The sequence below is a fragment of the Chryseobacterium defluvii genome, assembly GCF_014204415.1.
GTDB classification, from domain to species: domain Bacteria; phylum Bacteroidota; class Bacteroidia; order Flavobacteriales; family Weeksellaceae; genus Chryseobacterium; species Chryseobacterium defluvii_A.
Genome location: NZ_JACHLE010000001.1, coordinates 974,713 through 1,001,147, shown reverse-complemented (window position 1 = coordinate 1,001,147; position 26,435 = coordinate 974,713). Strand labels below are relative to the sequence as shown.

General features: G+C 37.5%; 27 protein-coding genes. 24 read left to right on the top strand and 3 right to left on the bottom strand.

What is annotated here, in order from left to right; translation table 11 throughout:
- Nucleotides 1-591 precede the first annotated feature (591 nt).
- Together HNP38_RS04515 and HNP38_RS04510 are read right to left on the bottom strand one after the other, a co-directional pair.
- Nucleotides 592-1,917: a dihydrolipoamide acetyltransferase family protein gene (locus HNP38_RS04515; RefSeq protein WP_184185113.1), complete on the bottom strand. Its 1,326-nt coding sequence runs from the start codon at nt 1,915-1,917 to the stop codon at nt 592-594.
- Between the two features lie 62 nt (nt 1,918-1,979).
- Nucleotides 1,980-2,807 (bottom strand): S-adenosyl-l-methionine hydroxide adenosyltransferase family protein, encoded by an 828-nt coding sequence (locus HNP38_RS04510; protein WP_184185109.1) that lies wholly within the window; start codon nt 2,805-2,807, stop codon nt 1,980-1,982.
- Nucleotides 2,808-2,930: 123 nt separating this feature from the next.
- Here HNP38_RS04510 and HNP38_RS04505 point away from each other — a divergent pair, with 123 nt between their 5' ends.
- From HNP38_RS04505 to HNP38_RS04495, 3 genes are all read left to right on the top strand, one after another.
- On the top strand, nt 2,931-3,890 hold the full coding sequence (locus HNP38_RS04505; protein ID WP_184185106.1) for a PhoH family protein: 960 nt from the start codon (nt 2,931-2,933) through the stop codon (nt 3,888-3,890).
- 102 nt (nt 3,891-3,992) lie between these two features.
- Nucleotides 3,993-4,514 (top strand): outer membrane beta-barrel protein, encoded by a 522-nt coding sequence (locus HNP38_RS04500; protein ID WP_184185104.1) that lies wholly within the window; start codon nt 3,993-3,995, stop codon nt 4,512-4,514.
- 399 nt (nt 4,515-4,913) lie between these two features.
- Nucleotides 4,914-5,564 carry an outer membrane beta-barrel protein gene (locus HNP38_RS04495; RefSeq protein WP_184185102.1) on the top strand — a complete coding sequence of 217 codons (651 nt, stop codon included), beginning with the start codon at nt 4,914-4,916 and terminating at the stop codon, nt 5,562-5,564.
- A 229-nt stretch (nt 5,565-5,793) separates the two neighbouring features.
- On the opposite strand, the gene ffh is transcribed toward HNP38_RS04495, so the two are convergent.
- Nucleotides 5,794-7,155: a signal recognition particle protein gene (gene ffh / locus HNP38_RS04490; protein ID WP_184185100.1), complete on the bottom strand. Its 1,362-nt coding sequence runs from the start codon at nt 7,153-7,155 to the stop codon at nt 5,794-5,796.
- Nucleotides 7,156-7,612: 457 nt separating this feature from the next.
- On the opposite strand from ffh, the gene atpB reads away from it, so the two are divergent.
- The 21 genes from atpB (at nt 7,613) to HNP38_RS04385 (ending at nt 26,286) form a co-directional block, all read left to right on the top strand.
- Complete coding sequence (gene atpB, locus HNP38_RS04485; protein ID WP_184185098.1) at nt 7,613-8,755, top strand: F0F1 ATP synthase subunit A; 1,143 nt, start codon at nt 7,613-7,615, stop codon at nt 8,753-8,755.
- Nucleotides 8,756-8,792: 37 nt separating this feature from the next.
- Nucleotides 8,793-9,011: an ATP synthase F0 subunit C gene (locus HNP38_RS04480; protein ID WP_184185096.1), complete on the top strand. Its 219-nt coding sequence runs from the start codon at nt 8,793-8,795 to the stop codon at nt 9,009-9,011.
- 100 nt (nt 9,012-9,111) lie between these two features.
- Entirely contained in the window at nt 9,112-9,606 is a 495-nt protein-coding gene (locus HNP38_RS04475) for a F0F1 ATP synthase subunit B (protein ID WP_184185094.1), read from the top strand.
- Nucleotides 9,607-9,608: 2 nt separating this feature from the next.
- A complete protein-coding gene (gene atpH, locus HNP38_RS04470; RefSeq protein ID WP_184185092.1) occupies nt 9,609-10,148 on the top strand; it encodes an ATP synthase F1 subunit delta in 540 nt (179 codons plus the stop codon).
- A gap of 2 nt (nt 10,149-10,150) precedes the next feature.
- Nucleotides 10,151-10,624, top strand: coding sequence for a hypothetical protein (locus tag HNP38_RS04465; protein WP_184185090.1), 474 nt, complete (start codon nt 10,151-10,153; stop codon nt 10,622-10,624).
- Between the two features lie 29 nt (nt 10,625-10,653).
- Nucleotides 10,654-12,231 (top strand): F0F1 ATP synthase subunit alpha, encoded by a 1,578-nt coding sequence (atpA, locus tag HNP38_RS04460; protein WP_184185088.1) that lies wholly within the window; start codon nt 10,654-10,656, stop codon nt 12,229-12,231.
- Between the two features lie 85 nt (nt 12,232-12,316).
- Entirely contained in the window at nt 12,317-13,183 is an 867-nt protein-coding gene (atpG, locus tag HNP38_RS04455; protein WP_184185085.1) for an ATP synthase F1 subunit gamma, read from the top strand.
- Between the two features lie 104 nt (nt 13,184-13,287).
- Nucleotides 13,288-14,646, top strand: a complete 1,359-nt coding sequence (locus HNP38_RS04450) for a hemolysin family protein (protein ID WP_184185083.1) — start codon at nt 13,288-13,290, stop codon at nt 14,644-14,646.
- A 10-nt stretch (nt 14,647-14,656) separates the two neighbouring features.
- The gene (locus HNP38_RS04445; RefSeq protein ID WP_184185081.1) at nt 14,657-14,962 is read left to right on the top strand and encodes an ATP-dependent Clp protease adaptor ClpS; all 306 of its coding nucleotides are present in this window, start codon (nt 14,657-14,659) and stop codon (nt 14,960-14,962) included.
- 375 nt (nt 14,963-15,337) lie between these two features.
- Nucleotides 15,338-17,200 (top strand): T9SS type A sorting domain-containing protein, encoded by a 1,863-nt coding sequence (locus HNP38_RS04440; protein WP_184185079.1) that lies wholly within the window; start codon nt 15,338-15,340, stop codon nt 17,198-17,200.
- A 121-nt stretch (nt 17,201-17,321) separates the two neighbouring features.
- Nucleotides 17,322-17,936: a uridine kinase gene (gene udk, locus HNP38_RS04435; RefSeq protein ID WP_184185077.1), complete on the top strand. Its 615-nt coding sequence runs from the start codon at nt 17,322-17,324 to the stop codon at nt 17,934-17,936.
- Nucleotides 17,937-17,943: 7 nt separating this feature from the next.
- Nucleotides 17,944-18,300 carry an FtsB family cell division protein gene (locus HNP38_RS04430; protein ID WP_184185074.1) on the top strand — a complete coding sequence of 119 codons (357 nt, stop codon included), beginning with the start codon at nt 17,944-17,946 and terminating at the stop codon, nt 18,298-18,300.
- A gap of 92 nt (nt 18,301-18,392) precedes the next feature.
- Nucleotides 18,393-19,556 (top strand): methylmalonyl-CoA mutase family protein, encoded by a 1,164-nt coding sequence (locus HNP38_RS04425; protein WP_184185071.1) that lies wholly within the window; start codon nt 18,393-18,395, stop codon nt 19,554-19,556.
- Between the two features lies 1 nt (nt 19,557).
- Entirely contained in the window at nt 19,558-19,998 is a 441-nt protein-coding gene (locus tag HNP38_RS04420; protein WP_184185067.1) for a DinB family protein, read from the top strand.
- A 203-nt stretch (nt 19,999-20,201) separates the two neighbouring features.
- The gene (locus HNP38_RS04415) at nt 20,202-20,498 is read left to right on the top strand and encodes a GxxExxY protein (RefSeq protein ID WP_317166700.1); all 297 of its coding nucleotides are present in this window, start codon (nt 20,202-20,204) and stop codon (nt 20,496-20,498) included.
- A gap of 146 nt (nt 20,499-20,644) precedes the next feature.
- The gene (locus tag HNP38_RS04410; RefSeq protein ID WP_228460932.1) at nt 20,645-21,685 is read left to right on the top strand and encodes an RsmD family RNA methyltransferase; all 1,041 of its coding nucleotides are present in this window, start codon (nt 20,645-20,647) and stop codon (nt 21,683-21,685) included.
- 55 nt (nt 21,686-21,740) lie between these two features.
- Complete coding sequence (locus HNP38_RS04405; protein WP_184185060.1) at nt 21,741-22,403, top strand: OmpA family protein; 663 nt, start codon at nt 21,741-21,743, stop codon at nt 22,401-22,403.
- Nucleotides 22,404-22,480: 77 nt separating this feature from the next.
- Nucleotides 22,481-23,860 carry a dipeptidase gene (locus HNP38_RS04400; protein WP_184185057.1) on the top strand — a complete coding sequence of 460 codons (1,380 nt, stop codon included), beginning with the start codon at nt 22,481-22,483 and terminating at the stop codon, nt 23,858-23,860.
- Nucleotides 23,861-23,972: 112 nt separating this feature from the next.
- Nucleotides 23,973-25,265, top strand: a complete 1,293-nt coding sequence (locus HNP38_RS04395) for a choice-of-anchor J domain-containing protein (RefSeq protein ID WP_184185054.1) — start codon at nt 23,973-23,975, stop codon at nt 25,263-25,265.
- Nucleotides 25,262-25,504, top strand: a complete 243-nt coding sequence (locus HNP38_RS04390) for a T9SS type A sorting domain-containing protein (RefSeq protein ID WP_184185051.1) — start codon at nt 25,262-25,264, stop codon at nt 25,502-25,504. Before HNP38_RS04395 ends, HNP38_RS04390 begins: the two co-directional genes overlap by 4 nt.
- A 77-nt stretch (nt 25,505-25,581) precedes the next feature.
- Nucleotides 25,582-26,286, top strand: a complete 705-nt coding sequence (locus HNP38_RS04385; RefSeq protein ID WP_184185047.1) for an SDR family oxidoreductase — start codon at nt 25,582-25,584, stop codon at nt 26,284-26,286.
- Nucleotides 26,287-26,435 lie beyond the last annotated feature (149 nt).

Here is a 26,435-nt window from a genome sequence, read left to right as displayed (position 1 = left end):
TCTCTACGAACTTAGTTTAGATTCCTTCGGAATGACAAACTTTATGTTGATGGATACCTCTAATATGAATAGTTAGGATCCTTGTTTGTCATGCTGTAAGCATCTCTACGAACTTAGTTTAGATTCCTTCGGAATGACAAGCTTTATGTTGATGGATACCTCTTTCATTTGGATTATAAAAAATAATTAGGATAATGTTTGTCATGCTGTAAGCATCTTTACGAACTTAATTTAGATTTTTTGGAATGACAAACTTTGTGTTGATGGATACTTCTATTCATTTGGATTATAAAGAATAATTAAGATAATGTTTGTCATGCTGTAATCATCTCTACGAACTTAGTTTAGATTCCTTCGGAATGACAAACTTTATGTTGATGGATACCTCTACTCATTTGGATTATACAGAATAATTAGGATCCTTGTTTGTGATGCTGTAAGAATCTCTACAAACCTGGCTTAGATTCCTGAGAAATAACAAACTTTGTTTTTTTGATAAAGAGTAACAAAAAAACCTCCGGAAAATCCGAAGGTTTTTATATTATTTGAGATGCTTCAACAAGCTCAGCATGACAACTATTGTTAGATTATTTATATTTCCGTATTCATATCCCAGTTCTGCAGGTAATCATGAACATGCTTTAGGAACATACCCCCTAAAGAACCGTCTACCACCCTGTGATCATAAGAATGTGACATGAACATCAACTGACGGATCGCAATAACATCCCCATCCTTAGTCTCTAAAACAGCAGGTTTTTTAACAATAGCTCCGATCGCTAAAATAGCTACCTGAGGTTGAGGAATAATAGGGGTACCCATTAAATTTCCAAAACTTCCGACATTAGAGATGGTATATGTTGCCCCCTGAGTATCTTCAGGCCTTAATTTTTTATTTCTTGCTCTGTAGGCCAGGTCATTGATGGCCTTTGCCAAACCTGAAAGGGATAGCTGGTCTGCATTCTTGATGACCGGAACGATCAGGTTTCCGTCAGGAAGGGCAGTTGCCATACCAATGTTGATATTTTTCTTTTTGATAATGTTTTCACCGTTTACGGAAACATTAATCAGAGGATAATCCTGGATGGCTTTTACAACAGCTTTTACGAAGATCGGCATGAATGTAAGCTTTTCACCTTCACGCTTTTCGAAAAGATCTTTATGCTTGTTTCTCCATTTTACAACATTGGTTACATCCGTCTCAATGAATGAAGTAACGTGCGGAGCAATCTGTTTTGCCTTTACCATGTTTTCAGCAATGATCTTTCTCATTCTGTCCATTGGGATGATCTCATCACCTGCTGCAACCGGAACTGTAGGAGCCGGAGCTGATGCCGTAACAGGCTGTGGAGCAGAAACCGCCGCCTGTACCGGAGCAGCTTGTTGTGGGGCTGCCTGAGGCTGGCTTCCTCTGTTGGCAACATATGATAAAATATCTTCTTTGGTAATTCTTCCTTCCAAACCGCTTCCTTTGATGGTCTTAAGTTCGGATTCTGAAATATTTTCCTGCTGGGCGATAGATTTTACAAGCGGAGATAAGTAAAGTTCTCCTGAGAATTCAACGTTAGAAGCCGCTGTTTGTAAGGGCTCTTCAATGGCTTTTAACGTTTCGGTATCAGGAGCTGCAGCCGGAGTTTCAGTTTTAACCTCTTCTGAAGTGGTATTGCCGCCTTCTCCTTCAATTTCTAAAATAGCAATGGCTTCCCCGACTTTTGCAACTTCGTCCTTCTGTTTCAGGATTTTCACAATTTTCCCCGAAACCGGTGTCGGAACATCTGAATCAACCTTATCTGTTGCAATTTCTACCACGGAATCATCTTCCTTTACCGTATCACCTTCATTGAATAACCAAGTGATAATTGTAGCTTCCATAACACCTTCTCCCATGGAAGGAAGCAATAATTTGTACTCTGCCATTTTTATTTTTTAGATTTTGACAAATATATAAAAAAAATCGGTTTTTTTATGAAAAGTATAATTTAAGAAAATTCGATATAAATATTCTCGCCGACATTCAGTCCGAATAAAGTCTTGGCCCCGTTTTTTTTACTTCCTTTATAAATGGTAAGTTCCAAAAGATGGCTGTCATTGAAAATTGCAGCGGACTGCCCGTGAAATTCGGTTTCCCGCTCCCAGTCTGAAACGACTTCAGTGTGGCTTGAAAATATCCGGGAAAGACTTAAATTCCTGAATTTTATTGTAAAGTTTTCAAATCCTTTGGCGACGGTCTCAAAAAAATCTTTACTGATATTTGAGATTATATTTCCGAAATTATCAATATACATTACTTCTCCTATGATCATTCCCTCAGATTCATTATAAACAGGTTTGGGGAATAAAAGCTGCTTTGCCGATTTGATCTTTCTTCCGATCACTTCCGGAAGTCCACCGTTGGCCAAATGTACCGCAGCAGGCACAAAAACATCTGCTGATGTAAAATTGACCACATCATCGAACCTGTTATTCAGGGTAACTTCATAAATAGCTTCTGGCTTGATATCGAAGAAAATAAGACTCAGTAATCCGTTATCTGCTGCCAGAAAGTAGGAGCCATCTGCTTTGTACAGAATATTCTTTCTGGATTTATGAAAAAAACTGTCGACGGACAGGATATGAATGGTCCCTTTAGGAAAATACCTGTAAGCATTTCTGACGATATATGAGGTCTGTATAAGGTTGTATGCCTGAATATCGTGCGTAATATCTATAATACTGACTTCCGGATTCAGAGATAAGATCCTGCCCTTCACGGCAGAAACTCTATAGTCTAAACTTCCAAAATCTGAAGTAAGGGTAATAATTGACATTCCAGAATAATAGTGATGCAAATTTATTTAAAAATAAAAGAAAGCCCGGAAGATTGTGGATAACAATTTAAGATAAATTTGAAAAAAAACTTTAATTTTAAAATCTGAATAAAAAATATTTGCATGTTTGAAATAACATATGATTTAGAAGGAATTGATGCAAAAAGCTTCTATGGGGTAAACAATCAATATTTTAATTTAATAAAATCAAGTTTTCCGACTCTTAAGATTACAGGCAGGGATCATTATATTTTTGCAATGGGAAATCAGGAGGCTCTGGATATCCTGAAACAAAAGCTGGATGATATTGTAAGCTTTATTTCCAAAAATAATTCTATTGAACTAAAGGATGTGGAAAATATTCTCAACATAAAGGATGAGAATGAAAAGCAATTGGTCTTTGACCAGGATATTATTGTAAAAGGAGTCAATGGAAAGGTCATTAAAGCCAAAACTACTAATCTTAAAAAACTGGTAAAGGAAACCGAGAAAAAGGACATGGTTTTTGCCATTGGGCCTGCGGGAACCGGGAAAACATATACCAGTGTAGCGTTGGCAGCAAGAGCTTTAAGAGATAAGGAAGTTAAAAGGATCATCCTGACCAGGCCGGCTGTGGAAGCAGGGGAGAGCCTGGGATTTTTACCGGGAGACCTTAAGGAAAAGCTGGATCCGTATTTACAGCCTTTATATGATGCACTCCGGGATATGATTCCTCATGAGAAGCTTGAAGGCTTTATGGAAAAAAAGGTAATTGAAGTGGCACCTCTTGCTTTCATGAGAGGGAGAACCCTGGATGAGGCATTTGTTATTCTTGATGAAGCTCAGAATACCACTCATTCTCAGATGAAAATGTTCCTTACCCGAATGGGGATGAATGCCAAGTTTATCATCACCGGTGATCCGAGCCAGGTAGATCTGCCGCCTAAGCAGCAATCCGGATTAAAAGAGGCTATGAGGATATTGAAAGATGTAAAAGAGATTGGTTTTGTGCATCTTACTGAGGAAGATGTGGTAAGGCATCCTGTGGTTAAAAAGATCATTCTTGCTTATAATGATGAGGAAAAGAGAGTGAGAAATGATTGATTTTATGATGTTAAATTTATAAATTTACACATCTTACTTTTATTAAAATTTGTTAATTTGGTAAAAAGTATTTAGATTTGCCGAGAATAATTAAAATTAATCATGAAAAAACTATTATTGATTGGAGCTTTGGCTCTATTAGGAGCAAATGTTAATGCACAGGAAAGTCATTTTAAATTAGGAGCTCATGCTGGTTTACCTATTGGTGATGCTGGTGATGCTTATTCTTTCAATGCCGGGTTAGACGTGGCATATACTTGGGAAATAGCTGATAACTTTGAATTAGGAGCTACAACAGGATATTCTCACTATTTTGGGAAAGAATATAGTACGCCTGCAATTACTATGGGACCTATCACTATCCCTGCACAGTCTTATAAATTCAATGTAGGTGCTATTCCGGTTGCTGCTACAGCTCAGTATAGCTTTGACGGTGGATTTAACTTAGGTGCAGATTTAGGATATGCTTTCTTAACAGGTGATGCTGATGGAGGAGGATTCTATTATCAGCCTAAAGTAGGTTATACATTTGCAGAAAAGCATAATGTATATGCAGGATATAAAGGAATCAGCAAAGATGGTACACTTAGTTCTGTAAACATTGGATATGCTTATAAATTTTAATTGAATTTTTATATTAAAGTATCAGAGCCGCTTATTTAAGCGGCTTTTGTTTTTTATCAGAGGTTGGGCAGCAGTGATTTAAGTTATATATCATATAGGACCCAAAAAACAATTTTGAATATTGGGGGCTCTATCGGTAGGATGGCAGATGTTATGATCATCAGAATGATTTTTTTTAATAAAATTAAGATGTATTGAAAAATTACATATATTAAACTCCGATTGAAAAGTTGGAGTTTTTTTATTCAAAAAATTGTAAATAAATCAAAAGCATGTATATGATGCATATTATTATTGAAAATTACTAGAAATTATTAATGATATTAATCACATTAACAAATTTTAATATGTAATAAGGCCAGTGTAAATTTGCCCCAGAAAGTATTAAAATTTTTTAAAATGAAAAAACTATTATTAGCAGGTGCAGTTGCACTTTTCGGTTTATCAAATGCTCAGATCGCTAAAGGAACTGTTTATGTTTCCGGACAAGTAGGGTATTCCCAGGAAGAAAACAACAATAACAATTCTAAAGCAGAAAGCTTCAGAGTAGTTCCTACCGTAGGTTTCTTTGTAGCTCCTAACTTAGCTGTTGGTGCAGGTGTAGGATATGCAAATGATAAAGTAACTTTAACTTCTACGAGTGCAATGACGGTTGCTAAATCTGAAGTTACCCAGTCTGCATTTGTTGCAAGCCCGTTCGTAAGAAAATACTGGACTTTAGGAGATAAATTATATTTCTTCGGACAATTAGAAGTTCCAATGGAGTTTGGTAAATATAAAGAAGAGGCTACTGCAACTACAACAGTAGGAGGTAACACTACAACAGTATCCAGCTCTGACGAGGCAAACTATACTTCTATCGGAGTAAACGTTAAGCCAGGTTTAGATTATTTCTTAAACAAAAACTGGACTATCGAGGCTACTATCGGTGAATTCGGATACAACACTTCCAAGTTAGATGTTGACGGAGCTAAAAGTGTAAATAACTACAAGTTCGGTTTGAATTTATCAGCGGTAACTATTGGTGTTAAATATGTTTTTGCAAAATAATAAACGAACATATACAGAAGATAAAGTCCTGAGATTAATTTCTCAGGGCTTTCTTATTTAAAACGGAAGCTTATTATAAGCATCTGCTTTGTCATGCTGAAAGCATCTCAACACAGTTTAGATTCGGAAATATTATATAGAAATTGAAACAGGTTTATTTTAATGGTATTATAAAAATATAAAAGCTCCGGTTCGAAGAACCGGAGCTTTTATATTTTTAGTAGATCATTTATTTTCCAAACATTCCGCCCATACCAGGCATATTCGGCATTTTGCTCATCATCTGCATCATCTGTTTTCCCTGAGGCCCCTGCATCATCTTCATCATTTTACCCATCTGGTCAAACTGTTTCATCAATTGGTTGACATCTTCAATTTTTCTTCCTGCCCCTTTAGCAATTCTTTGTTTTCTCTGGGTATTGATAATAGATGGTTTTCTTCTTTCATCAGGGGTCATAGAATGGATAATCGCTTCAATATGCTTAAATGCATCATCACTTATTTCCACATCCTTGATGGCTTTTCCTACCCCCGGGATCATACCCATCAGGTCTTTCATATTACCCATCTTTTTGATCTGGTTGATCTGTTTTAAGAAATCATCAAAGCCAAATTCATTTTTAGCGATTTTTTTATGAAGTTTTTTGGCTTCTTCCTCATCAAACTGCTCCTGGGCTCTTTCCACTAAGGAAACAACGTCTCCCATTCCCAAGATCCTGTCTGCCATCCTTTCCGGGTAGAAAAGGTCTAAAGCTTCCATTTTTTCACCCGTGGAAATGAATTTGATCGGTTTTTCCACTACGGAACGGATCGTTAAGGCAGCACCCCCTCTGGTATCACCATCCAATTTTGTAAGAACAACACCATCAAAATTTAAAGCATCATTGAATGCCTTTGCCGTATTTACGGCATCCTGTCCGGTCATAGAGTCTACTACAAACAAGGTTTCCTGAGGCTTGATGAAATAATGGACTGATTTGATCTCGTTCATCATCTGCTCATCTATCGCAAGACGTCCAGCAGTATCGACGATCACAACATCATGGTTGTTCTCTTTTGCAAACTTGATTGCATTGTCTGCAATAGTGGAAGGATTGGTTGCTCCTTCTTCAGTATAAACAGGAACCCCGATCTGGCCGCCTAATACTTTAAGCTGGTCAATAGCAGCCGGACGGTAAACGTCACAGGCAACCAACAGAGGTTTCTTAGTTCTTTTAGTTTTTAAATAATTGGCAAGTTTACCGGAAAATGTGGTTTTACCTGACCCCTGAAGACCTGCAATAAGAATTACAGTCGGTTTCCCTGAAAGGTTGATCCCCTCTTGGGAACCTCCCATTAAGTCTACGAGCTCATCATGAACAATTTTTGTCATCAATTGCCCCGGGGTAAGAGAAGTAAGAACATTTTGCCCTAAAGCCTTATCCTGAACCCTTTTTGTAAGGTCTTTTGCTACTTTATAGTTAACGTCGGCATCCACCAGCGCCCTGCGGATCTCCTTTACGGTTTCTGCAACATTGATTTCTGTAATTTTCCCGCGTCCGGAAATATTATGAAGTGCTTTGTCTAATTTATCCTGTAAACTATTAAACATATTTATAAATTATAGTTTGCAAAAATAAGGATTTTTAATAATATATATCATATAGAATAGCCGAGATTTGTTTAGTTTAATCAATTATAGTTTTATTTTTGCAGTATGGATTTTTCAGATGGCCTTATTGTGGTATTTTTAATAGTGTTGCTCAACATAATAGTGTACATACTATTCAGACGATTTTTGTATGGTAAGCCTGATGCGGGGATGAAATTCCTTGCCATCAATATTTCTAAGGATATTATATGGCTTATTATATCATTGGCAATAATTGACAGAACAAAGGAAGGTTTTCTATTTATTGTGATCTGCTTTATTATAGCATCTTTCCTTATATATTTACCTATAATAAAACTCATTAACAGATCCTGATTTTTTTGATGATAAAAATCAATTTTTAATATTGGTAAAGTTTAATAAAATCGATATATTTGCACACGATTAAAAAAGAGATATGAACAGAAAGATTTCTTCATTATTTTTCGCATTTTTATTTGTGTTCATTAGCAGTTTTGCTGCTGCACAGCATGGATCTGAAGGTGAAAAGTCAGCTGAAAAAGTAGAGCATAAGGAAGATGAAAAAGACTTCAATGCTACCAAAATGATCATGGAACACATTGGTGATTCCAATGAATGGCATTTATGGACTACTAAAGATGATAATGGTGAAGAGCATCATGTTTCTCTCCCTTTGCCCATAATTATTAAGGATAATGCAGGCTGGCATACATTCCTGTCAAACAGTATTGCCCACGGTCATGAGCATGACGGATATACGTTAGAACACGGACAAGTGGTTTCTACCAAAGGAGTTGAAAAAGCAACATTATTCTCTATCATAAACGGGAAACAAAAAGCAAACGAAGTGTTTTTTGATTTCTCAATTACCAAGAATGCAGCTTCAATGTTCCTTTCAGTAATCTTTATGATGATTGTTTTCATCGGGATGGCGAGAGGGTATAAAAAATCCCAGCTTCCGAAAGGAATCGGGAAAGTAATGGAGCCTGTTATCGTATTTATCAGAGATGAAGTAGCTATCCCGAATATCGGATCTGTAAAATACAAGAGGTATATGCCTTATCTTTTAACGGCTTTCTTCTTTATCTGGTTCAATAACCTTTTCGGGTTAATCCCTTTCTTCCCGGGAGGAGCCAACCTTACAGGAAATATTGCAATTACTGCCGTATTGGCGATCATCACTTTATTGATTACTTTGTTCAGTGCCAATAAAGACTACTGGAAGCACATCTTTATGCCGCCGGTTCCGATCTTATTATACCCGATTATGGTTCCGATCGAGATCATCGGGATCTTTACAAAGCCTTTTGCATTGATGATGCGACTTTTTGCCAACGTAACGGCAGGGCACATCATGATCCTGGCAATTATATCTTTGATCTTTATATTTAAAACTCCTTTCTTAGGATTTGCATCTGTACCATTGGCGTTATTTGTTTCAGTACTGGAATTATTGGTAGCAGCGTTACAGGCATATATCTTTACCGTATTGTCAGCATTATTTATTGGTATTGCAGTGGCAGAACACGAGCACGAACATCATCATGATGACCATGCGCATGAAAAAGCGGGAGCTTAATTTTGAAAATAATTTTTAACTAAATATTTATTTTATTATGGATACAACAACTGGAGCAGGATTAATTTACGTAGGAATCGGTTTAGCAGTATTAGGAGTAGGTCTTGGTATTGGTAAAATCGGTGGTCATGCTATGGATGCTATCGCCAGACAACCGGAACAAGCTGGTAAGATCCAGGGAGCAATGCTTATTGCTGCTGGTCTTATTGAAGGTGCTGGTCTTATTGCGATCATCTTTGGTGCTTTCATCAAGTAATTATCCTCAAAAAGCTATTCTTAGCAGTTAAGCGGTTGGCTGCTGCTAAGAATTTTTAAAAACGATCCATAATATAACATTAAAAAAAGAATTTACAGATATGGGAATTATTGAACCTGGAATTGGACTTTTGTTTTGGATGACCCTTACTTTTGTTATCCTATTGTTTCTTTTAGCAAAATTTGCATGGAAACCGATTGTGAATGCAGTTAACGAAAGAGAAACATCTATTGTTGATGCATTGAATCAGGCTAAACTTGCTAAAAAAGAAATGGAAGATCTTAAAGCTGACAACGAAAGAATCATTCGTGAAGCTAAAATAGAAAGAGATGCTATCCTTAAAGAAGCAAGAGAAATTAAAGACAGAATTGTAGGTGAAGCTAAAGATGCTGCTAAAACTGAAGGAGATAAAATGATCGCTGCAGCTAAACAGACTATCGAAGCTGAGAAAAATGCTGCTATGGCAGATATCAAAACTCAGATCGGTACTTTATCTGTAAATATTGCAGAATCTATCTTAAAGCAAAAACTGGATAACAGTGAAGCTCAAAACGAATTAGTTCAAAATTATCTAAACAAATCTAACCTTAACTAAGAATGCTTACGTCTAAAGTAGCTAAAAGATACGCACAGGGTTTACTGGATTTTACAACAGAATCCGGACAAACAGCTACTGTATTTTCTGAAATGAAAGATGTAGTGAAACTAATGTCCGAATCCAAAGATTTGAACAAATTTTTCCTTACCCCTTACATTGATGCTAAAAAGAAAATAGAAGTAGCCAATGAGATTTTTAAAGGTTTATCAGTTTCTTCTCAAAACCTGATCAGATTAGTGATCAGACAGGGGCGGGAAAGCCAGCTGAAAAATATTGCTCAGGAATATATCAATAAAGTAGAGGATATCAACGGGATAAAAAGAATTACCCTGACTACGGCAACAGAAATTTCCGATGCAAATATTGAGCAGATTTTAAGATCTACCCATCTTGTTAATCTTAATTCAAATTTTGATCTTAAAAAAGAAATTAATCCTAATATTTTAGGGGGGTATATCTTAAGAGTAGGCGATCAGCAGATTGATGCCTCTGTTAAGACGAAACTTAACCAGGTTAAAAAAGACTTCCAATTAAACTAAAGATGAAAAAAGTACTGCTTGTTTGTTCTCTGGCTGTATTTGGCTTTATGTCCTCTCAGGATATCAGGCTTAAAGATGACCATGTGTTCATAGATAAAAATAAATGTATGAAGTACACTTCAAGAGAGTTAACATCCTTCAATACATTCTATTCTTTGAATGGCGACAAACTTTTCTATATAGATGTTGCAGAGAATAAACGAGGAGAAACCTATTTTAAAATTCAGTTCAACGGTTTCGATGATATCATAACCGCTCAAGCTACTGCAATGAACTTTAGAAAAGGATTCATCAATAATATGATTGAAGAAGGAGTTTTAGATCCTAAAAATTGTCAGGTTAACCTATCCAATATCAAAACTTTCAAGGACAGGTACAACAAGAACTTTGAAGATACTGAGACAACGGTAATTATTAATAATACACCGGCTGATACCAGACCCAGAAACGGCGTAAATATTAGAATTGGAAATTAAATTATTTAAAAAAGAAAAACAACCATACAATGGCAGAAATAAATCCGGCAGAAGTATCTGCGATCTTAAAACAGCAATTGGCCAACTTCGATACTCAATCCAATGTTGAGGAAGTAGGTACAGTTTTAACCATCGGTGATGGTATTGCCCGTGTTTACGGGTTAGAAAACGTACAATACGGTGAGTTGGTGAAATTTTCCAGTGATGTAGAAGGTATTGTACTTAACCTTGAAGAAGACAACGTGGGTGTTGCTCTTTTGGGGGAAAGTAAAATGGTAAAAGAAGGAGATACCGTAAGAAGAACAAACAGAATCTCTTCTATCAAAGTAGGAGAAGGAATGTTGGGAAGAGTAGTGGATACCCTTGGTAACCCTATCGATGGTAAAGGTCCTATTACCGGAGATTTATATGAAATGCCATTGGAAAGAAAAGCTCCGGGAGTTATCTACAGACAGCCCGTAAATGAACCTTTACAGTCAGGTATCGTGGCGATCGACTCTATGATCCCTGTAGGAAGAGGACAAAGAGAGCTTATCATTGGTGACAGACAGACTGGTAAAACTACTGTTGCGATCGATACGATCATTAACCAAAAAGAATTTTATGATGCAGGGCAACCTGTATATTGTATATATGTAGCGATCGGTCAGAAAGCATCTACGGTTGCTCAGATCGTTAAAACCCTTTCAGATAAGGGAGCTTTAGCTTATACTGTAATCGTTGCGGCTAATGCTTCAGATCCCGTTCCAATGCAGGTATATTCTGCAATGGCAGGTGCATCTATCGGTGAGTTCTTCAGAGATACTGGTAGACCGGCCCTGATTGTTTATGATGATCTATCCAAGCAGGCAGTTGCTTACCGTGAGCTTTCTCTGTTATTGAGAAGACCACCGGGACGTGAAGCTTATCCTGGGGACGTTTTCTATCTTCACTCAAGATTGTTGGAAAGAGCCGCAAAAGTGATCGCTGATGACGAGATTGCTAAGCAGATGAATGACTTACCGGAGTCTCTGAGACCAATTGTAAAAGGAGGTGGCTCATTAACAGCACTTCCAATCATTGAAACTCAGGCGGGTGACGTTTCTGCGTATATCCCAACCAACGTAATCTCTATTACAGACGGGCAGATCTTCTTAGAGTCTGACCTGTTCAACTCAGGGGTTCGTCCGGCGATCAACGTGGGAATCTCCGTATCAAGGGTAGGAGGTAACGCTCAGATCAAATCAATGAAAAAAGTTTCTGGTACACTTAAATTGGACCAGGCTCAATATAAAGAATTGGAAGCGTTTGCTAAATTCGGTTCTGACCTGGATGCTTCTACTTTAGCGGTAATCTCTAAAGGAGAAAGAAACGTAGAGATCCTTAAGCAGCCGGTGAACTCTCCACTTCCTGTGGATAGCCAGGTGGCAATGATATATGCAGGTACAGAGAACTTATTGAGAAACGTTCCGATCAGTAAAGTAAAAGAATTCCAGAAAGAATACGTAGAATTCCTGAGATCTAAGCACCCTGATACAATGGCTGCAATTAAAGCAGGAAAAATTGATGATGAGATCACAGGTGTTCTTAAGCAGGCAGCTAACGATCTGGCTTCTAAATATAACTAAAAATTAGTTGATGGTTTTTGGTTGATAGTTGACAGAAATTTCTAAAACTAGCAACCAACAACCGACAACCAACAACTAACCCAATATGGCAAACTTAAAAGAAATACGAGGAAGAATCAGTTCAATTTCATCTACGATGCAAATTACCAGTGCTATGAAAATGGTTTCCGCTGCGAAACTGAAAAAAGCACAGGATGCCATTGTGATGTTAAGGCCTTATTCTGAAAAGCTACAGGAAATTATCCAGAATGTAAATTCCAGTTCAGATCCTGACCAGGTTTCTATCTATGCTCAGAAAAGAACCGTTAAGAGAGTCCTTTTTATTGCTATTACTTCTAACAGAGGTTTGGCAGGAGCTTTTAACTCCTCTATTGTAAAAGAGCTTAACAGTCAGTTTCAGAATAACTCTCAATATGAAGTTGAAGTCCTTACCATTGGTAAAAAGGTTTATGATGCTGTAAGAAGAAGCCGTACCGTGTATGGGAATTCAAGTTCTGTGTATGATAATCTGAATTTCGATGTGGTTTCTAATGTTACCGAAGGTGTAATGAGCAGCTTCAGAGAAGGAAAATTTGATGAAGTTTATCTGATCTACAATAAATTCGTTAATGCAGCAACACAGGAAGTCAATACAGAAAAACTTCTTCCGATCTCAATGCCTGAAACTGTTGCGGAGCCACAAGTGGAAACAGATTATATTTTTGAACCTAACAGAAGTGAAATTTTGGATAACCTTATTCCAAAATCCATCAAAACCCAGGTTTTTAAAGCGATCCTGGATTCAGTAGCCTCTGAGCACGGCGCGAGAATGACAGCAATGCATAAGGCAACCGATAATGCCCAGGCTTTGAAGAACGAACTGGTGATCTTCTATAACAAAGCAAGACAGGCCGCTATTACCAACGAGATCCTGGAGATCGTTTCCGGAGCGGAAGCTTTGAAAAATTCATAAAGGATTACTTTATTAACAAAATATTAAAAGCATCGAGGCATTCGATGCTTTTTTTGTTATTTTTATTTTATATATCTTTGTACCATAAATTTATAATTTTTTAAATGGACTCGGACATAGTCAGGCTTTTGCTAGCCTTGTTTCTTGTATTACTTAATGGCTTTTTCGTAGCCGCAGAATTTTCAATCGTTAAAGTTCGTTATTCACAAATCCAATTAAAGGCCGCAGAGGGTGACTCTATGGCAAAGCAGGCAGAGCATATCATCAAGCACCTTGATGAATACTTGTCTGCAACCCAATTAGGAATTACATTGGCTTCCCTTGCTTTAGGTTGGGTAGGAGAGAGCGCACTGCATCATATTGTAGGGAATATCTTTCATTATGTGAATTTAGACCTTAGTGAAGCTACCATTACTTCTGTTTCATTGATTATAAGCTTCATCCTGATTACCGTTATGCACATTGTTTTTGGAGAACTTATTCCTAAATCCATTGCGATCAGGAAATCTGAAGCTACAACAATGGCAACTGCGGTTCCCTTGAGAGCTTTCTATACAGTCTTTAAACCCTTTATCTGGTTGATGAATTCCATGTCAAATGCTTTTCTGAGACTTGTTAAAATACACCCTGCATCCGAGCAGGAGATCCATTCAACCGAAGAATTGCAGCTTTTGGTAAAGCAGAGTGCAGACAGCGGTGAAATTGAAGAAGAGAATTACGAGATCATTAAAAATGCGTTTGATTTTACTGACCATTCCGCAAAACAGATCATGGTACCCAGACAGAATATTACTTCCATCGATATTGAGGAAGATATTAATGAGATCATTAATAAGATCATGGAAAGCGGATACTCAAGGATTCCTGTTTACCTGAACTCTATAGATAATGTGATCGGGGTATTCTATACCAAAGAGATTATAAGAGAGTTTGTTAAAAGAAAGGGAGAGCTTAATCATGATGACCTGAAAGAACTGATGCGGGAAGCCTTCTTTGTAGTGGGAAGTAAAAAGATCTCTGACCTGTTGAAGATATTCCAGCAGAAAAAACAGCACCTTGCTATTGTAATTGATGAGTTTGGAGGTACGGAAGGTATTATTACCCTGGAAGATATTTTGGAAGAATTGGTAGGAGAGATCCAGGATGAAGAAGATGAAGAAGATAAACTGGTAGATAAAATGGGAGAGAATACTTATTGGGTGAAAGCTACACAGCCGTTGGACGAAATCAATGAGTTTCTGCCGAAAAAACTGCCTCTTTCAGAGGAAAGTGAGTATAACACCTTAGCTGGCTTTATCCTCCATGAGCTGGAAGATATCCCAGAAGAAAACCAGGAGTTTGATCTGGAAAACTACCATTTTAAGATCCTGAAAATGAATAATAAGAGTGTGGAACTTGTGGAGCTGGTTTATCAGGAACCCAGTATCATGAATGATCTGGCAGATAAAATAGGAGAGGTTTAAATAGATGAAAATGACTTTTTATAACAGCATAAAAGATTACGAAGATCCAAAACGTCAGTATGAAGAAGAAGTTCTTGTTTTGGATGATACGGATGAAGTTTACAAGCTGGTCCTGCATAACGACGATATTCATACTTTCGATTATGTGATCGATTGCCTGATCGAAATTTGTAAGCATACTCTGGAGCAGGCAGAGCAATGTACCATTTTAGTCCATTACAAAGGCAAATGTACGGTAAAGACCGGTTCAATGGAAGTGCTGAAACCCATGCACGAAAAGTTGCTCTCAAGAGAACTTACCAGTGAAATCGTATAATAAATAATGCTCTAACAATAGTTAGAGTTTTTTTATTGTGATTTTGTATACCTTTTAAATTTTTAATAATAAGCCTGCTTAGCTTTTATTTTTAACGATAAAAGAAGCAAAAGTTTTTATATGAGCCTGCAAATAAGGCCTTAAAAAGTTCATCAAATAAGAAAAATCAAAGATTTTCAAAAATTTATGCGCCCTTAAATATACTTTATAAAGAGCTTTTTATTAAACTTAAGTGTTTACAATAGCTCTTGTGACTTTTGTGGTTTATTTTTTTGACAAATTTAACCAGATTCAACATTTCTTTTAATAATTTCAAAATATTGTGCTATTCGAATAATCTTTTTTATATTAGCTTGGTAATATTGAAGACATTATATGAAATTAAAAATTAACTCCTTAATTCTTGGATGTGTGTTATCATGTTCAGGTCTTATCGCACAGGAATCTTCCCTTGAGGCTCCTGCAAAAAGATGGATCACTGAAAATTCCAGAAACCTGGGAATTCAGAACTTCAGCCAGCTGAAATTAAACTTCGTAAGAAAGGGAAATGCAGGAGAAACACTTCGTTTCCAGCATATGATCAAGGACGTTCCGGTATTCCAGTCGGAAATTGTAATCCATTTCAATAAAGAAGGCAGAATTACATATACAGGAACCGAGAGCTTAAAAAAGAATGCTCAGGATATCAATACATCACCAGCTTTTCCTGCGTCCGAAGCCCTTAAAAAAGCTCATATAGCTTCCAAAACAAAAGGAAGGATAACGCATGAAGAAAATACATTATTGGTGTATGTTACCGATGCCGGAGACACAAAACTGGTGTACAGGGTATTAACAAGCTCACATGATAATCCTGGAAGCTGGGAAACCATTGTAGATGCGCAGACAGGAAATGTCATCAGTGTGAAAGACATTGCATTTCGTCATCACAGCAAAAAAGATCCTGTAGATCTGCCCAGAAAAAATAATAAAAAAGAAGCGAAGACAAAAGCAAAGAAAGCATTTGTAACGGGAAGCGGATATATTTTTAATCCGGATCCTTTATCCAAAACGCTCTCAACCTATGCAGGACAGTATGTGGATAACAGTGATGCTACCAATGCAAGCTTAGACGCGGCAAGAACCTTAGTGACCATTCCGGAGGTAGATCTTACGGGAGGCGTGTATAAGCTTAAAGGGACTTACGCAGAAATTAAAGAACTGGAATCGCCTTCCACAGGACTTTTTACACAGGCGACCAATCAGTTTTTGTTCAACAGGAATGCCCAGGCTTTTGAAGCGGTAAATGCCTATTGGCATATCGACAACAGCCTTCGTTATATCAATGTCACCCTTGGGATCTTTTGTAGGCCATCATTAAATGGCGGAGTTGTATTCTTCGACCCTCATGGGGAAGGTGGAGCAGATAATTCTCATTATGATCCTAACAGTGAAGTTCTTGTTTTTGGAGAAGGTGGAGTGGATGATGCTGAAGATGCAGATGTAGTACTGCATGAGCTGGGCCACGGTATCCATGACTGGATTACCGGTGGAAGTGCCTCACAGGTGAATGGTCTGGGTGAAGGAAGCGGGGATTACTGGGCACAGTCTTACAGCAGAAGCTTAAATCAATGGACATCAGCTAATGCCCAATACCACTGGATGTTTAACTGGGATGGACACAACCCGTTCTGGGCCGGGAGAGTTACCAATTATACGGCAACATATCCGGGAGGATTAACAGGTTCTATTCATACAGACGGGCAGATCTGGGCATCGGCTTTGATGAGGATATATAACAGTATCGGCAAAGAAAAGACCGACAGGGCATTTTTGGAAGGATTGGCCTTAACGAATTCAGGCACCAATCAGCAGAATGCAGCTATTGCAGTAAGACAGGCCGCTATTGATATGCTGGGACAGTTCGGGTTCAGCTGTAGTGATATTACGACCATGACACAGGAATTTACGAATTCAGGATATATACTTCCGGCTTACAACTGCCAGCTGAGTGTTACGGAAGCCTCGGAAAAAGAAGTTATTGCCATTTATCCGAATCCGGCTTCAGATGTGATCAATGTTTCCATGAAAATAAGCGGAGAAGAAAAAGCCGAAATTTACAATATGGAAGGAAGAAAAGTGTTGGAAACTACCATTGGAAAAGGTAAAAATACTATCGATGTTTCTAATCTTCCGACAGGAGATTATGTTCTGACTCTAAAAGGAATCAACGTTTCAAGCAAATTTGTCAAAAAGTAAAAAACTTAATATTATAATAAGATCCGGTGCTCTGCGCCGGATTTTTTTTGTTCCGTAAATTCCGTATTCATTATTTTACTTGCATTCAACTAAAATAGTATATTTGTAAAAACTATATAGAATGCTTGTAATAGGAATTGCAGGGGGCACGGGATCCGGCAAAACTACGGTTGTTGAAAAGATTCTTCAGCAACTTGATATTGAAGGAATGAACATCCTTTCACAGGATAATTATTATCACGATAACCATAATCTTACCTTGGCTGAAAGAGAGGCGTTGAACTATGATCACCCGAAGTCCATAGATTTTGAGTTATTATTAAAACATGTAAAAGCGCTGAAAAACAATGAATCCATTGAGCAGCCGATTTACAGTTTTGTTACCCATTCCAGAACCGGAGACCACGTTACTGTAGAACCTAAAAATGTATTGGTAGTAGAAGGAATTCTGGTGCTTACCAATAAAGATCTGTTAAAAGAATTTGACCTGAAGGTTTTTGTTCATGCAGATTCAGACGAAAGGCTGATCAGAAGGATCAGAAGAGACACGCAGGAAAGAGGCAGAGACCTGAGCGAAGTTTTACACCGCTATCAGACCACCCTTAAGCCGATGCATCAGGAATTTATTGAGCCGTCAAAAAATGATGCCGATCTCATTATTCCCAATATGAGGCAAAATTCTGTGGCAATTGATTTTTTAACTACTGTTATTAAGAACTCGTTGAAAAAGCATTAAAACCAAAATGGCAGAAAAAAAATTAATAAAAGACATCCAGCCAAAATCCGATACGCTTAAGCTGATCCAGAAATACGTTTTGAATAAATACTTCATTACCATATGCCTGTTTCTGGTCTGGATGATCTTCTTTGATAAAACATCGTTTCTGGTGATCAATGAACTGAACGATGAGATCAATAAATATGAAGAGCAGCTTCAGTATTATAAAACCGAATACGAAAAAAATGATGCGTTTTATAAAAAGCTGATGAACAATAAATCGGAAAAAGAAAAATACGCAAGAGAAAATTATTTTATGAAAAAACCAAATGAGGAAATCTTCATTTTGGTGGTAGACAGTACCAATGTTGCCAAAAAGTAACTTATCATAGATTGTCAATAGGTGAACAGTCAATCATTAGTTGCAGTATTCACACCTCATAACTTAAAACTCATAACTTATAACTTCAACTGATGTCAAATACAGATACACTTCCGGATTGGGAAAACCTGGTAAAAAAACAGCTTAAAACAGAAGATATTGATGCCATTCTGAAAAAGGATAATTTAGAAGGAATTGATGTCAGTCCTTTCTACAGTTCCGTACAGAAACCGCTTTCTAACCTCCCTAAAGTAGAAGAAAACACCCATCTGGTTGCTAAATATCATGAAAGCCTTGAAGGTGATGTTTTTGCATTCCTTTTGGATCAGAATGTGGAAAGCCTTGAGCAGAAAACTATTTTCATCAATAATAAAGATTTAGCGGAACATATCAGCCCGGAAGAAACAGATCAGTACTTTTCATTGATCGACGTCTTTGATGAGAAAAAAGGGATCATTAATGATCAGTTGACCAAAGAGCTGTTGGCAAAATCTTTCAAAAAAAACATTTGTGTTGATATCTCCCTTCATCAGAATGCAGGCGCAGCCATTTACCAGCAGTTGGGAATTGCCTTGGCTAAAGCCAAAGAGCTTGTGGAAGCCTATGGAGAGGAAATTTTAAATAAAATCATCTTCAGGATAGCCGTAGGAGGAAACTATTTCTTTGAAATGGCCAAACTGAGAGCATTTAAGCTCATTTTCAACCAGCTTTCGAAAGAATATGGCCTGGATGAAGTACCCTATATCTTTGCAGAAACATCATTAAGGAATAAGGCCGTTGCAGATAATGAGAATAACCTCATACGCTCTACATTAGAGCTGGCTTCCGCTATGATTGGTGGGGCAGATGCTGTTTTCAGCAATAATTACCTTATCGGGAAAAGTACAGAAAATTCAGAAGAAATATCTTTCAAGCAGCAGATCGTTCTGGCTTATGAAAGCATTATCAATGTATTTGAAGATGCTTCCAACGGGAGTTACTATATTGAAGATATTACCCGGCAGATTACAGAGAAATCCTGGACTTTCTTTATTGAGATTGAAGAAGCGGGAGGATATCTGGAACTGCTTAAACAGGGCGTGATCCAGAAAAAGATCTATAACCATGCCATAGAGGAGCAGAAATGGGTAGAAGAAGGAAAAATAAAGCTGATCGGGGTCAATCTTTATCCGAAGCAGGATATAAAAAGATCAATAGAAGATCTTTATGACGAAAAAGAAATAAAAGCCGTTCGCTGGGCTGAAATGTTCGAATAAAATGAAAGAGAAACTGATCGATCTGTTTCAGTATACCGATCATTTCAATCAGCAAATGATAAAGCTCATCTCTGAAAACCTTTCAAAAGTAGACGAGAAAACGATCAGTCTGATCAATCATACGCTCAATGCCCAGCAGATATGGAACTCAAGGATACTTGGGGAAACTTCCTTTGAAGTGTGGCAGCTCAGTCCTTTTGAAGATCTGGAGCAAATCAATCATCAGAACTATCTGAAAAGTGTGGCTATTGTTGAAAACTATGATTTAGACAAAAGAATAGAATATCAGAATTCAAAGGGTTCTAAATTTGAGAACAGTATTTTCGAAATGCTGTTTCAGGCAGTCAATCATTCTACTTATCATCGCGGGCAGATCAATTCCCTGTTAAAACAAAACGGAATAGAACCTTTATTGACGGATTATATTTTTTATAAGAGATAACCTTATTCTTTGGTGAGAATATTATATTCCATAACCACAGATTACACAGATTTGCACAGATGATTATGCATACACGCCTGTGAATTTTACAAAAACACAAAAACATATATTTAAGATGAAAGAAAATGAAATCAGTTTTTATATCAGAAAATCTATATTTTCTGCATATAATGAGCTTGGTCCCGGTTTGCTGGAAAAAGTTTATGAAAAAAGTTTTGGTTTATGAACTTCAGAATAACGGATTGAAAGTTAAAACCCAAGTTCCCATGAATATTAAATATAAAGATACTTGTATTGAATCCGGTTTTATAGCAGATATCATCGTTGAAGATAAGGTCATTATTGAAATAAAAGCTGTTACAGAAATAAATAATATTCATCATCAGCAATTATTGACTTATCTGAAGTTAACAGATTTAAAATTAGGAATTCTGGTTAATTTCAATACCGATTATATTGATAAAAGTATCTTCCGAAAGATAAACGGAAATTTAGATTAATAATTAAAGTATTATAGCATAAACATCTGTGCAAATCTGTGGTTAAAACAATTATAAATCAAGAAATTCAGGAATTCATCCATGCAAATCTTAAAACAGATTTACATGCATTGCTATTGAAAAAATCTCCCTTTCCGGAAATTTCAATGTCTGAGATTGTACAGCAGATCAAAGGAAAGCAGGTTGCACAGAAAAAATTCCCGTTCCTGATGAAAGAAGGGATCATTTTCCCTCCACAGCTTAATCTGGAACAGTCATCATCAGAACAGACGGCCATCTATAAATCCGGAATTTTAAAAGGGAAAAACTTCGTTGATCTTACCAGTGGTTTCGGGATCGATGCCTATTACCTTTCCCGGAATTTTGAGAAAACTACCTTGGTAGAACAAAATTCTGCACTTTTGGAAATAGTAAAACATAACTGGGAAGTTTTGGAAAAAAAAGCCAGTTTCATCAATGAGAAGCTGGAAGATTTTCTCGATCAGAATAAGGAGTATTTTGATGTAATTTATTTAGATCCGGCAAGAAGAGATGAGCATAAGAATAAAGTATTTCTTTTGGAAGACTTATCCCCTGATATTCTTGAAATTCGGGAAAAGCTGCTTTCAATTTCAGATCAGGTGGTCATCAAGTTATCACCATTGATCGACCTGAAATATCTGGTCTCGGTTTTACCCGGCATTTTCAGGATAGATATTGTTGCTGTAAAAAATGATGTGAAAGAAGTGGTAATATTTCTTTCGAATACGGCTGATCATACCATTGTCTGCAATTGTGTGAACCTGGAAAGCGGGGAAGATACTTTCACATTTCAGTTTGGAGAAGAAGAAAATGCCCGGGCAGAATACTCAGAGCCGGAAAGATTGATCTATATTCCTAACCATTCAATACTGAAATCCGGTATTTTCAATCTGATTTCGGAAAAATTCAGGTTAAAAAAACTTCATCCTAATACCCATCTTTATACTTCCAGTGATAGAGCAGACAATTTTCCGGGCAGAATAATAGAAATGGAAGTAGTTGAGAGTAAGAATATTAAAAAGAAAGACCAGTTTAATATTATTTCCAAAAATCACCCGTTAAAACCTGAAGAAATTAAAAAGAAATACAGCCTGAAAGACGGCGGAGAAAATTATCTTATTTTTACACAGTCCAAAAAAGGGAAAATTATTTTAAAATCAGTATAAAAATGTTGCCGAAACATACAAGATTTCTTACTTTTGGGCATTCAAAAATTTAAGCATGAGAAAGTTAATTATATGTTTAGCCGTTGCATCCCTGGCAGTAAGCTGTAAAAAAATACAAGCCGGAGGTAATAAAGGAACCCTGAAACTGGAAGAAGGAGTAGAGCGATACTCTGATGACGTAAGATCCAGTGGCCACGGCCATGGTTCGGCTTCCGAAGGTCACGGTTCTGAGCATGCTGAAAAAAAGCCTCAGGTTTCTATTGATTTGAACGGTACTGCTTTGAAAGGTTTTGCAAACGGAATGGAGGATAGTATGATCAAATATCTGAAATCAGGAAGCTATGCAACAGCTACAGAGGAAGGTTTGAAAGATGTCTGGTACAATTTTGATAATGTAAACTTCAAAACAGGCTCTGCCAATCAGTTGGAAGCAGGTTCTCATGAACAGCTCGATAATCTGGCTAAAATATTAAAAGCATATCCTGATGTGAAAATTAAGATAGGGGGATATACCGATAAAACAGGAGATGAAGCTAAAAATGTAAAATTATCCCTGGACAGAGCTAATTTTATCAAAGCTGAACTTACTAAAGCAGGCGCCGGGGGGCAGATCGTATCTGCGGAAGGATATGGAAGCAAGTTTGCTACCGTGGATGCCAAAGCCTCTGATGCAGAAAGAGCTTCTGACAGAAAAATGGCTGTAAGATTCACAAAATAAAATAACCATACAAAGAAATATGAATGTCTTGCGTGAGCAGGGCATTTTTTTTATTTTTAACGAAATAAATATTTACAATGCAAGAGACATTAAATTACATTAACGAAAACAAACAGCGTTTCGTGGATGAATTATTTGAGTTACTGAGAATAGCTTCCATTTCTGCTGATCCGGCCTACAAAGATGAAGTTCTGAAATGTGCGGAAGTATGTGCAGAACACCTTAAAAATGCAGGTGCAGACAATGTTGAGGTTTGCCAGACCAAAGGGTATCCTATTGTTTTCGGGGAAAAGATCTTAGATAAAAACCTGCCGACAGTCTTGGTTTATGGGCACTATGATGTCCAGCCGCCTGACCCACTGGATCTGTGGAAAAAACCTCCCTTTGAGCCCTATATCGAAAAAACAGAGCTACATCCTGAAGGTGCTATTTTTGCAAGGGGTTCTGCAGATGATAAAGGGCAGTTCTTTATGCATGTAAAAGCATTTGAAGCAATGATGAAGACTAATACACTTCCTTGTAATGTTAAATTTATTTTAGAAGGAGAAGAAGAAGTAGGTTCCGTGAGTTTGGGAGGCTTCGTGAATGAAAATAAAGAAAAGCTGGCCTGCGACTGTATCCTGATCTCTGATACCCATATTTACAGTAATGAGCAGCCTACAGTGACTACAGGCTTAAGAGGCTTAAGCTATGTGGAAGTAGAAGTGGAAGGTCCGAACAGGGACTTGCACTCAGGTCTTTACGGAGGGGCTGTTCCCAATCCCATTCATGTTCTTTCAAGAATGATCGCAAAAATGATCGATGATGACGGACATATTACCATTGACGGGTTTTATGATAATGTGGAAATTATTCCTGCAGAAGAAAGAGCGGAAATGAACAAGCTGAAAGACAATCCTGAAGAATTCAAAAGATCTATTGGATTAAATGGAGTAGAAGGTGAGAAAGGCTATACAACGCTAGAAAGAACCTCTATTCGTCCTACTTTGGATTGCAACGGGATTTGGGGCGGTTATACGGGAGAAGGGGCTAAAACGGTTATCCCTTCAAAAGCTTTCGCTAAAATTTCAATGCGTCTGGTTCCTTATCAGACCCCTGAAGAAATTACAGAGAAATTTACAAGATACTTTGAAAAAATAGCTCCGGATAATGTAAGAGTAAAGGTAACTCCGCATCACGGAGGGATGCCTTATGTGCTGCCAAGCAATACCAAAGAGTTTTTGGCGGCAAAAAAAGCAATGGAGACTGCATTCGGGAAAGAGGTTCTTCCATACAGAAGCGGCGGAAGTATTCCGATCACGGCAATGTTTGAAAAAGTATTGGGGGCCAAATCCGTTTTAATGGGCTTTGGGCTGGATTCTGACGCAATCCATTCACCTAATGAACATTACGGATTATTCAACTTCTATAAGGGAATTGAAAGCATCCCGCTGTTTTTTGAGAACTATTCAAAATAGAAAATATTAATCCTTAAGAGAAATATCTTAAGGATTTTTTATTTTTTATGAGAATATTTTTCCGAATTATAATAAATTTTTTATATTTACTATCAACTAAAAAAATAATATCATGAAGAAATTTCTATCTACTTTACTATTGTCTTCTTCCCTGATCGGGTATGGACAGGTATTCAGTTCAGGATTTGAAACGAACTATGGCCCGATAACCAATTGGACCTTGTACAATGTGGATGGGCTCACGCCTGCCACTCAGGTAAACTTTGTGAATGCGGCATGGGTAGCAACGGCTGAAGAATTTGGAAATAATGTAGCCATGAGTACATCTTGGTACAGTCCGGCAGGTACTTCAAATGACTGGATGGTCACTCCGTCCATTGCATTACCGGCAGGAACTAATACCCTGTACTGGCATGCAAGATCATATGATGCCACTTATAAAGAATCTTACAGGGTTTTGATCTCTACTACCGGTAATGCCGTTGCTAATTTCACAACCACCTTACTGACTGTTAATAATGAGGACACTGCCTGGCAGAATAAAAGTATAGATCTTAGTGCCTATGCAGGACAAACCATCTATCTTGCATTTCAAAACTTCTCTAATGATAAATTCTTAGGTGCTATTGATAATGTGTATATTGTCAATGGTACATCCCCTCAACCCGGAAGATTAATTACTACATCTAATATAACCAAAACAGGTGTATCCCTTAACTGGACTGCAGCTACCGGTGTAACAGGCTATGATTATTCTTGGGGCTCAACGGGACATGTGCCCAGTGCAATGGGAAGTGTGAGCGGTGCAGCAACTAATACGGCAAGTATTGGAAGTTTAACAGAGAATACGATGTATGAGTATTATGTGAGAAGTAAAAATGGGACAACTAACGGAGGCTGGATAGGCCCGTATAGATTTTTCACAGCTCAGGAATTGGGGGTTGGAACCTATACTTATGGGTTTGATAATACCGCAAGTGGATTTTATCAGAACGACGGTTGGTCCGGAGCTTGGTCTACTAATGCAGGAGCTGGTAATCCACAAGCAGGCGCTCAGATGGTTTTTTCAAATAATAGTAATACTGCAGCAACCAACAGATGGCTATTCTCCAAACCATTTAATCTGACAACCGGTAAAAGTTATACTATTACCTTCTATTTGAGAAATTTCGGATCTACTACTACAGCTCAGAGTATTAAATTAACAACAGGTAACGCAGCGACAGCAGCAGCACAAACCAATACTGTATGGACATCATCCACAGTAGCCAACGCGGCGTGGACACAGTATACTGCTACTTTCACTCCAACTTCTGACGGAACTTATTTCACTTTTCACCACTACAGGCAGCTTCTGTATCTCTGGGGCTTGATTCATTCAATGTTAATGGATTCCTTGGGGTGAATGATGCTGAAGCTAAGCAAAAAGAAACTTCTCTTTACCCTAACCCTGCCAGAGACTTTGTAACCATTAAAACAGAGTCTAAAATAATTAAAGTTGAGATCTTCGATGTGGCAGGAAGAAAAGTTCAGGCAAACTTAGATGGAGATAAATTAGATGTAAGAAACCTGGCTCCGGGAAGTTATATTGTGAATATTGAGACCAACAAAGGTAAAGTATCTGAAAAATTAATGAAAAGATAATTAACTGATAAATCTTAGCATATATAAACGCTCCAATTGGAGCGTTTTTTTTATTTTAGGGAACCAAAATTAATGTTATGCTGGAAAATAAAGTGGCCTATATAACGGGCGGAACCAAAGGAATAGGTTTCGGGGTTGCGAAGATTCTGCTCGAAAACGGGATCTCGGTGGCATTTTCGGGGAGAAAATATGACGATGTCCTGAAAGCTGAAAAAGAATTGCAGCAATATTCCGATAAGGTTTTAGGAGTGGTCTCTGATGTAAAAAATCTTGAAAGTGAACAAAAAGCTGTACAGAGTATCCTTGAGAAATTTGGACAACTGGATTTTGTTATTGCCAATGCGGGGTTAGGGATTTTCAAGCCCGTAGACGAGCTTTCTGCCGATGAGTGGAATGAGATGATAGAAACCAATCTTACCGGTGCTTTTTATACTTTAAAAGCTTCAGTAGAAGAATTGAAAAAAACGGCAGGATACTATATCACGATCTCAAGCCTGGCCGGTGCCAATTTCTTCGAAAACGGAACAGGGTATAACGCCTCGAAGTTCGGGGTGGTGGGTTTCACACAGGCTGCAATGATAGATCTTAGAAAATATAATATCAAGACAACAGTTATTATGCCGGGTTCAGTAGCAACTAACTTCAATGGAAATATACCGTCAGAAAAAGACAGCTGGAAGATACAGCCGGAAGATATGGGGAATCTGGTGCTGGATATTTTAAAAATGAATCCGAGGGTTTTGCCCAGCAAGATCGAGTTTAGAGCAACAAAACCAGCGTAGTAACCACTTCTAATGTATTGAATAATAAATTAATAAGTATTATGCATGCATAATATATTTTTTATTTATATTTACAAAAATTAATAGAATAAAATCTCCGTATAAAACCACACGGTTTTATGACCTAAAAAAATAAATAAAGTACACAT

Coding starts and splice junctions, on each gene's coding strand:
- HNP38_RS04465 (WP_184185090.1), top strand. CDS start 10,151: ATGAAAAAAGTACTGCTTGTTTGTTCTCTGGCTGTATTTGGCTTTATG.
- atpH (WP_184185092.1), top strand. CDS start 9,609: ATGCTTACGTCTAAAGTAGCTAAAAGATACGCACAGGGTTTACTGGAT.
- HNP38_RS04450 (WP_184185083.1), top strand. CDS start 13,288: ATGGACTCGGACATAGTCAGGCTTTTGCTAGCCTTGTTTCTTGTATTA.
- HNP38_RS04425 (WP_184185071.1), top strand. CDS start 18,393: ATGTCAAATACAGATACACTTCCGGATTGGGAAAACCTGGTAAAAAAA.
- HNP38_RS04445 (WP_184185081.1), top strand. CDS start 14,657: ATGACTTTTTATAACAGCATAAAAGATTACGAAGATCCAAAACGTCAG.
- HNP38_RS04515 (WP_184185113.1), bottom strand. CDS start 1,917: ATGGCAGAGTACAAATTATTGCTTCCTTCCATGGGAGAAGGTGTTATG.
- HNP38_RS04440 (WP_184185079.1), top strand. CDS start 15,338: ATGAAATTAAAAATTAACTCCTTAATTCTTGGATGTGTGTTATCATGT.
- HNP38_RS04415 (WP_317166700.1), top strand. CDS start 20,202: ATGAAAAAAGTTTTGGTTTATGAACTTCAGAATAACGGATTGAAAGTT.
- HNP38_RS04430 (WP_184185074.1), top strand. CDS start 17,944: ATGGCAGAAAAAAAATTAATAAAAGACATCCAGCCAAAATCCGATACG.
- HNP38_RS04395 (WP_184185054.1), top strand. CDS start 23,973: ATGAAGAAATTTCTATCTACTTTACTATTGTCTTCTTCCCTGATCGGG.
- HNP38_RS04420 (WP_184185067.1), top strand. CDS start 19,558: ATGAAAGAGAAACTGATCGATCTGTTTCAGTATACCGATCATTTCAAT.
- HNP38_RS04500 (WP_184185104.1), top strand. CDS start 3,993: ATGAAAAAACTATTATTGATTGGAGCTTTGGCTCTATTAGGAGCAAAT.
- HNP38_RS04410 (WP_228460932.1), top strand. CDS start 20,645: ATGTCTGAGATTGTACAGCAGATCAAAGGAAAGCAGGTTGCACAGAAA.
- atpG (WP_184185085.1), top strand. CDS start 12,317: ATGGCAAACTTAAAAGAAATACGAGGAAGAATCAGTTCAATTTCATCT.
- HNP38_RS04400 (WP_184185057.1), top strand. CDS start 22,481: ATGCAAGAGACATTAAATTACATTAACGAAAACAAACAGCGTTTCGTG.
- HNP38_RS04385 (WP_184185047.1), top strand. CDS start 25,582: ATGCTGGAAAATAAAGTGGCCTATATAACGGGCGGAACCAAAGGAATA.
- atpB (WP_184185098.1), top strand. CDS start 7,613: ATGAACAGAAAGATTTCTTCATTATTTTTCGCATTTTTATTTGTGTTC.
- HNP38_RS04475 (WP_184185094.1), top strand. CDS start 9,112: ATGGGAATTATTGAACCTGGAATTGGACTTTTGTTTTGGATGACCCTT.
- atpA (WP_184185088.1), top strand. CDS start 10,654: ATGGCAGAAATAAATCCGGCAGAAGTATCTGCGATCTTAAAACAGCAA.
- udk (WP_184185077.1), top strand. CDS start 17,322: ATGCTTGTAATAGGAATTGCAGGGGGCACGGGATCCGGCAAAACTACG.
- HNP38_RS04510 (WP_184185109.1), bottom strand. CDS start 2,807: ATGTCAATTATTACCCTTACTTCAGATTTTGGAAGTTTAGACTATAGA.
- HNP38_RS04480 (WP_184185096.1), top strand. CDS start 8,793: ATGGATACAACAACTGGAGCAGGATTAATTTACGTAGGAATCGGTTTA.
- HNP38_RS04505 (WP_184185106.1), top strand. CDS start 2,931: ATGTTTGAAATAACATATGATTTAGAAGGAATTGATGCAAAAAGCTTC.
- ffh (WP_184185100.1), bottom strand. CDS start 7,155: ATGTTTAATAGTTTACAGGATAAATTAGACAAAGCACTTCATAATATT.
- HNP38_RS04495 (WP_184185102.1), top strand. CDS start 4,914: ATGAAAAAACTATTATTAGCAGGTGCAGTTGCACTTTTCGGTTTATCA.
- HNP38_RS04405 (WP_184185060.1), top strand. CDS start 21,741: ATGAGAAAGTTAATTATATGTTTAGCCGTTGCATCCCTGGCAGTAAGC.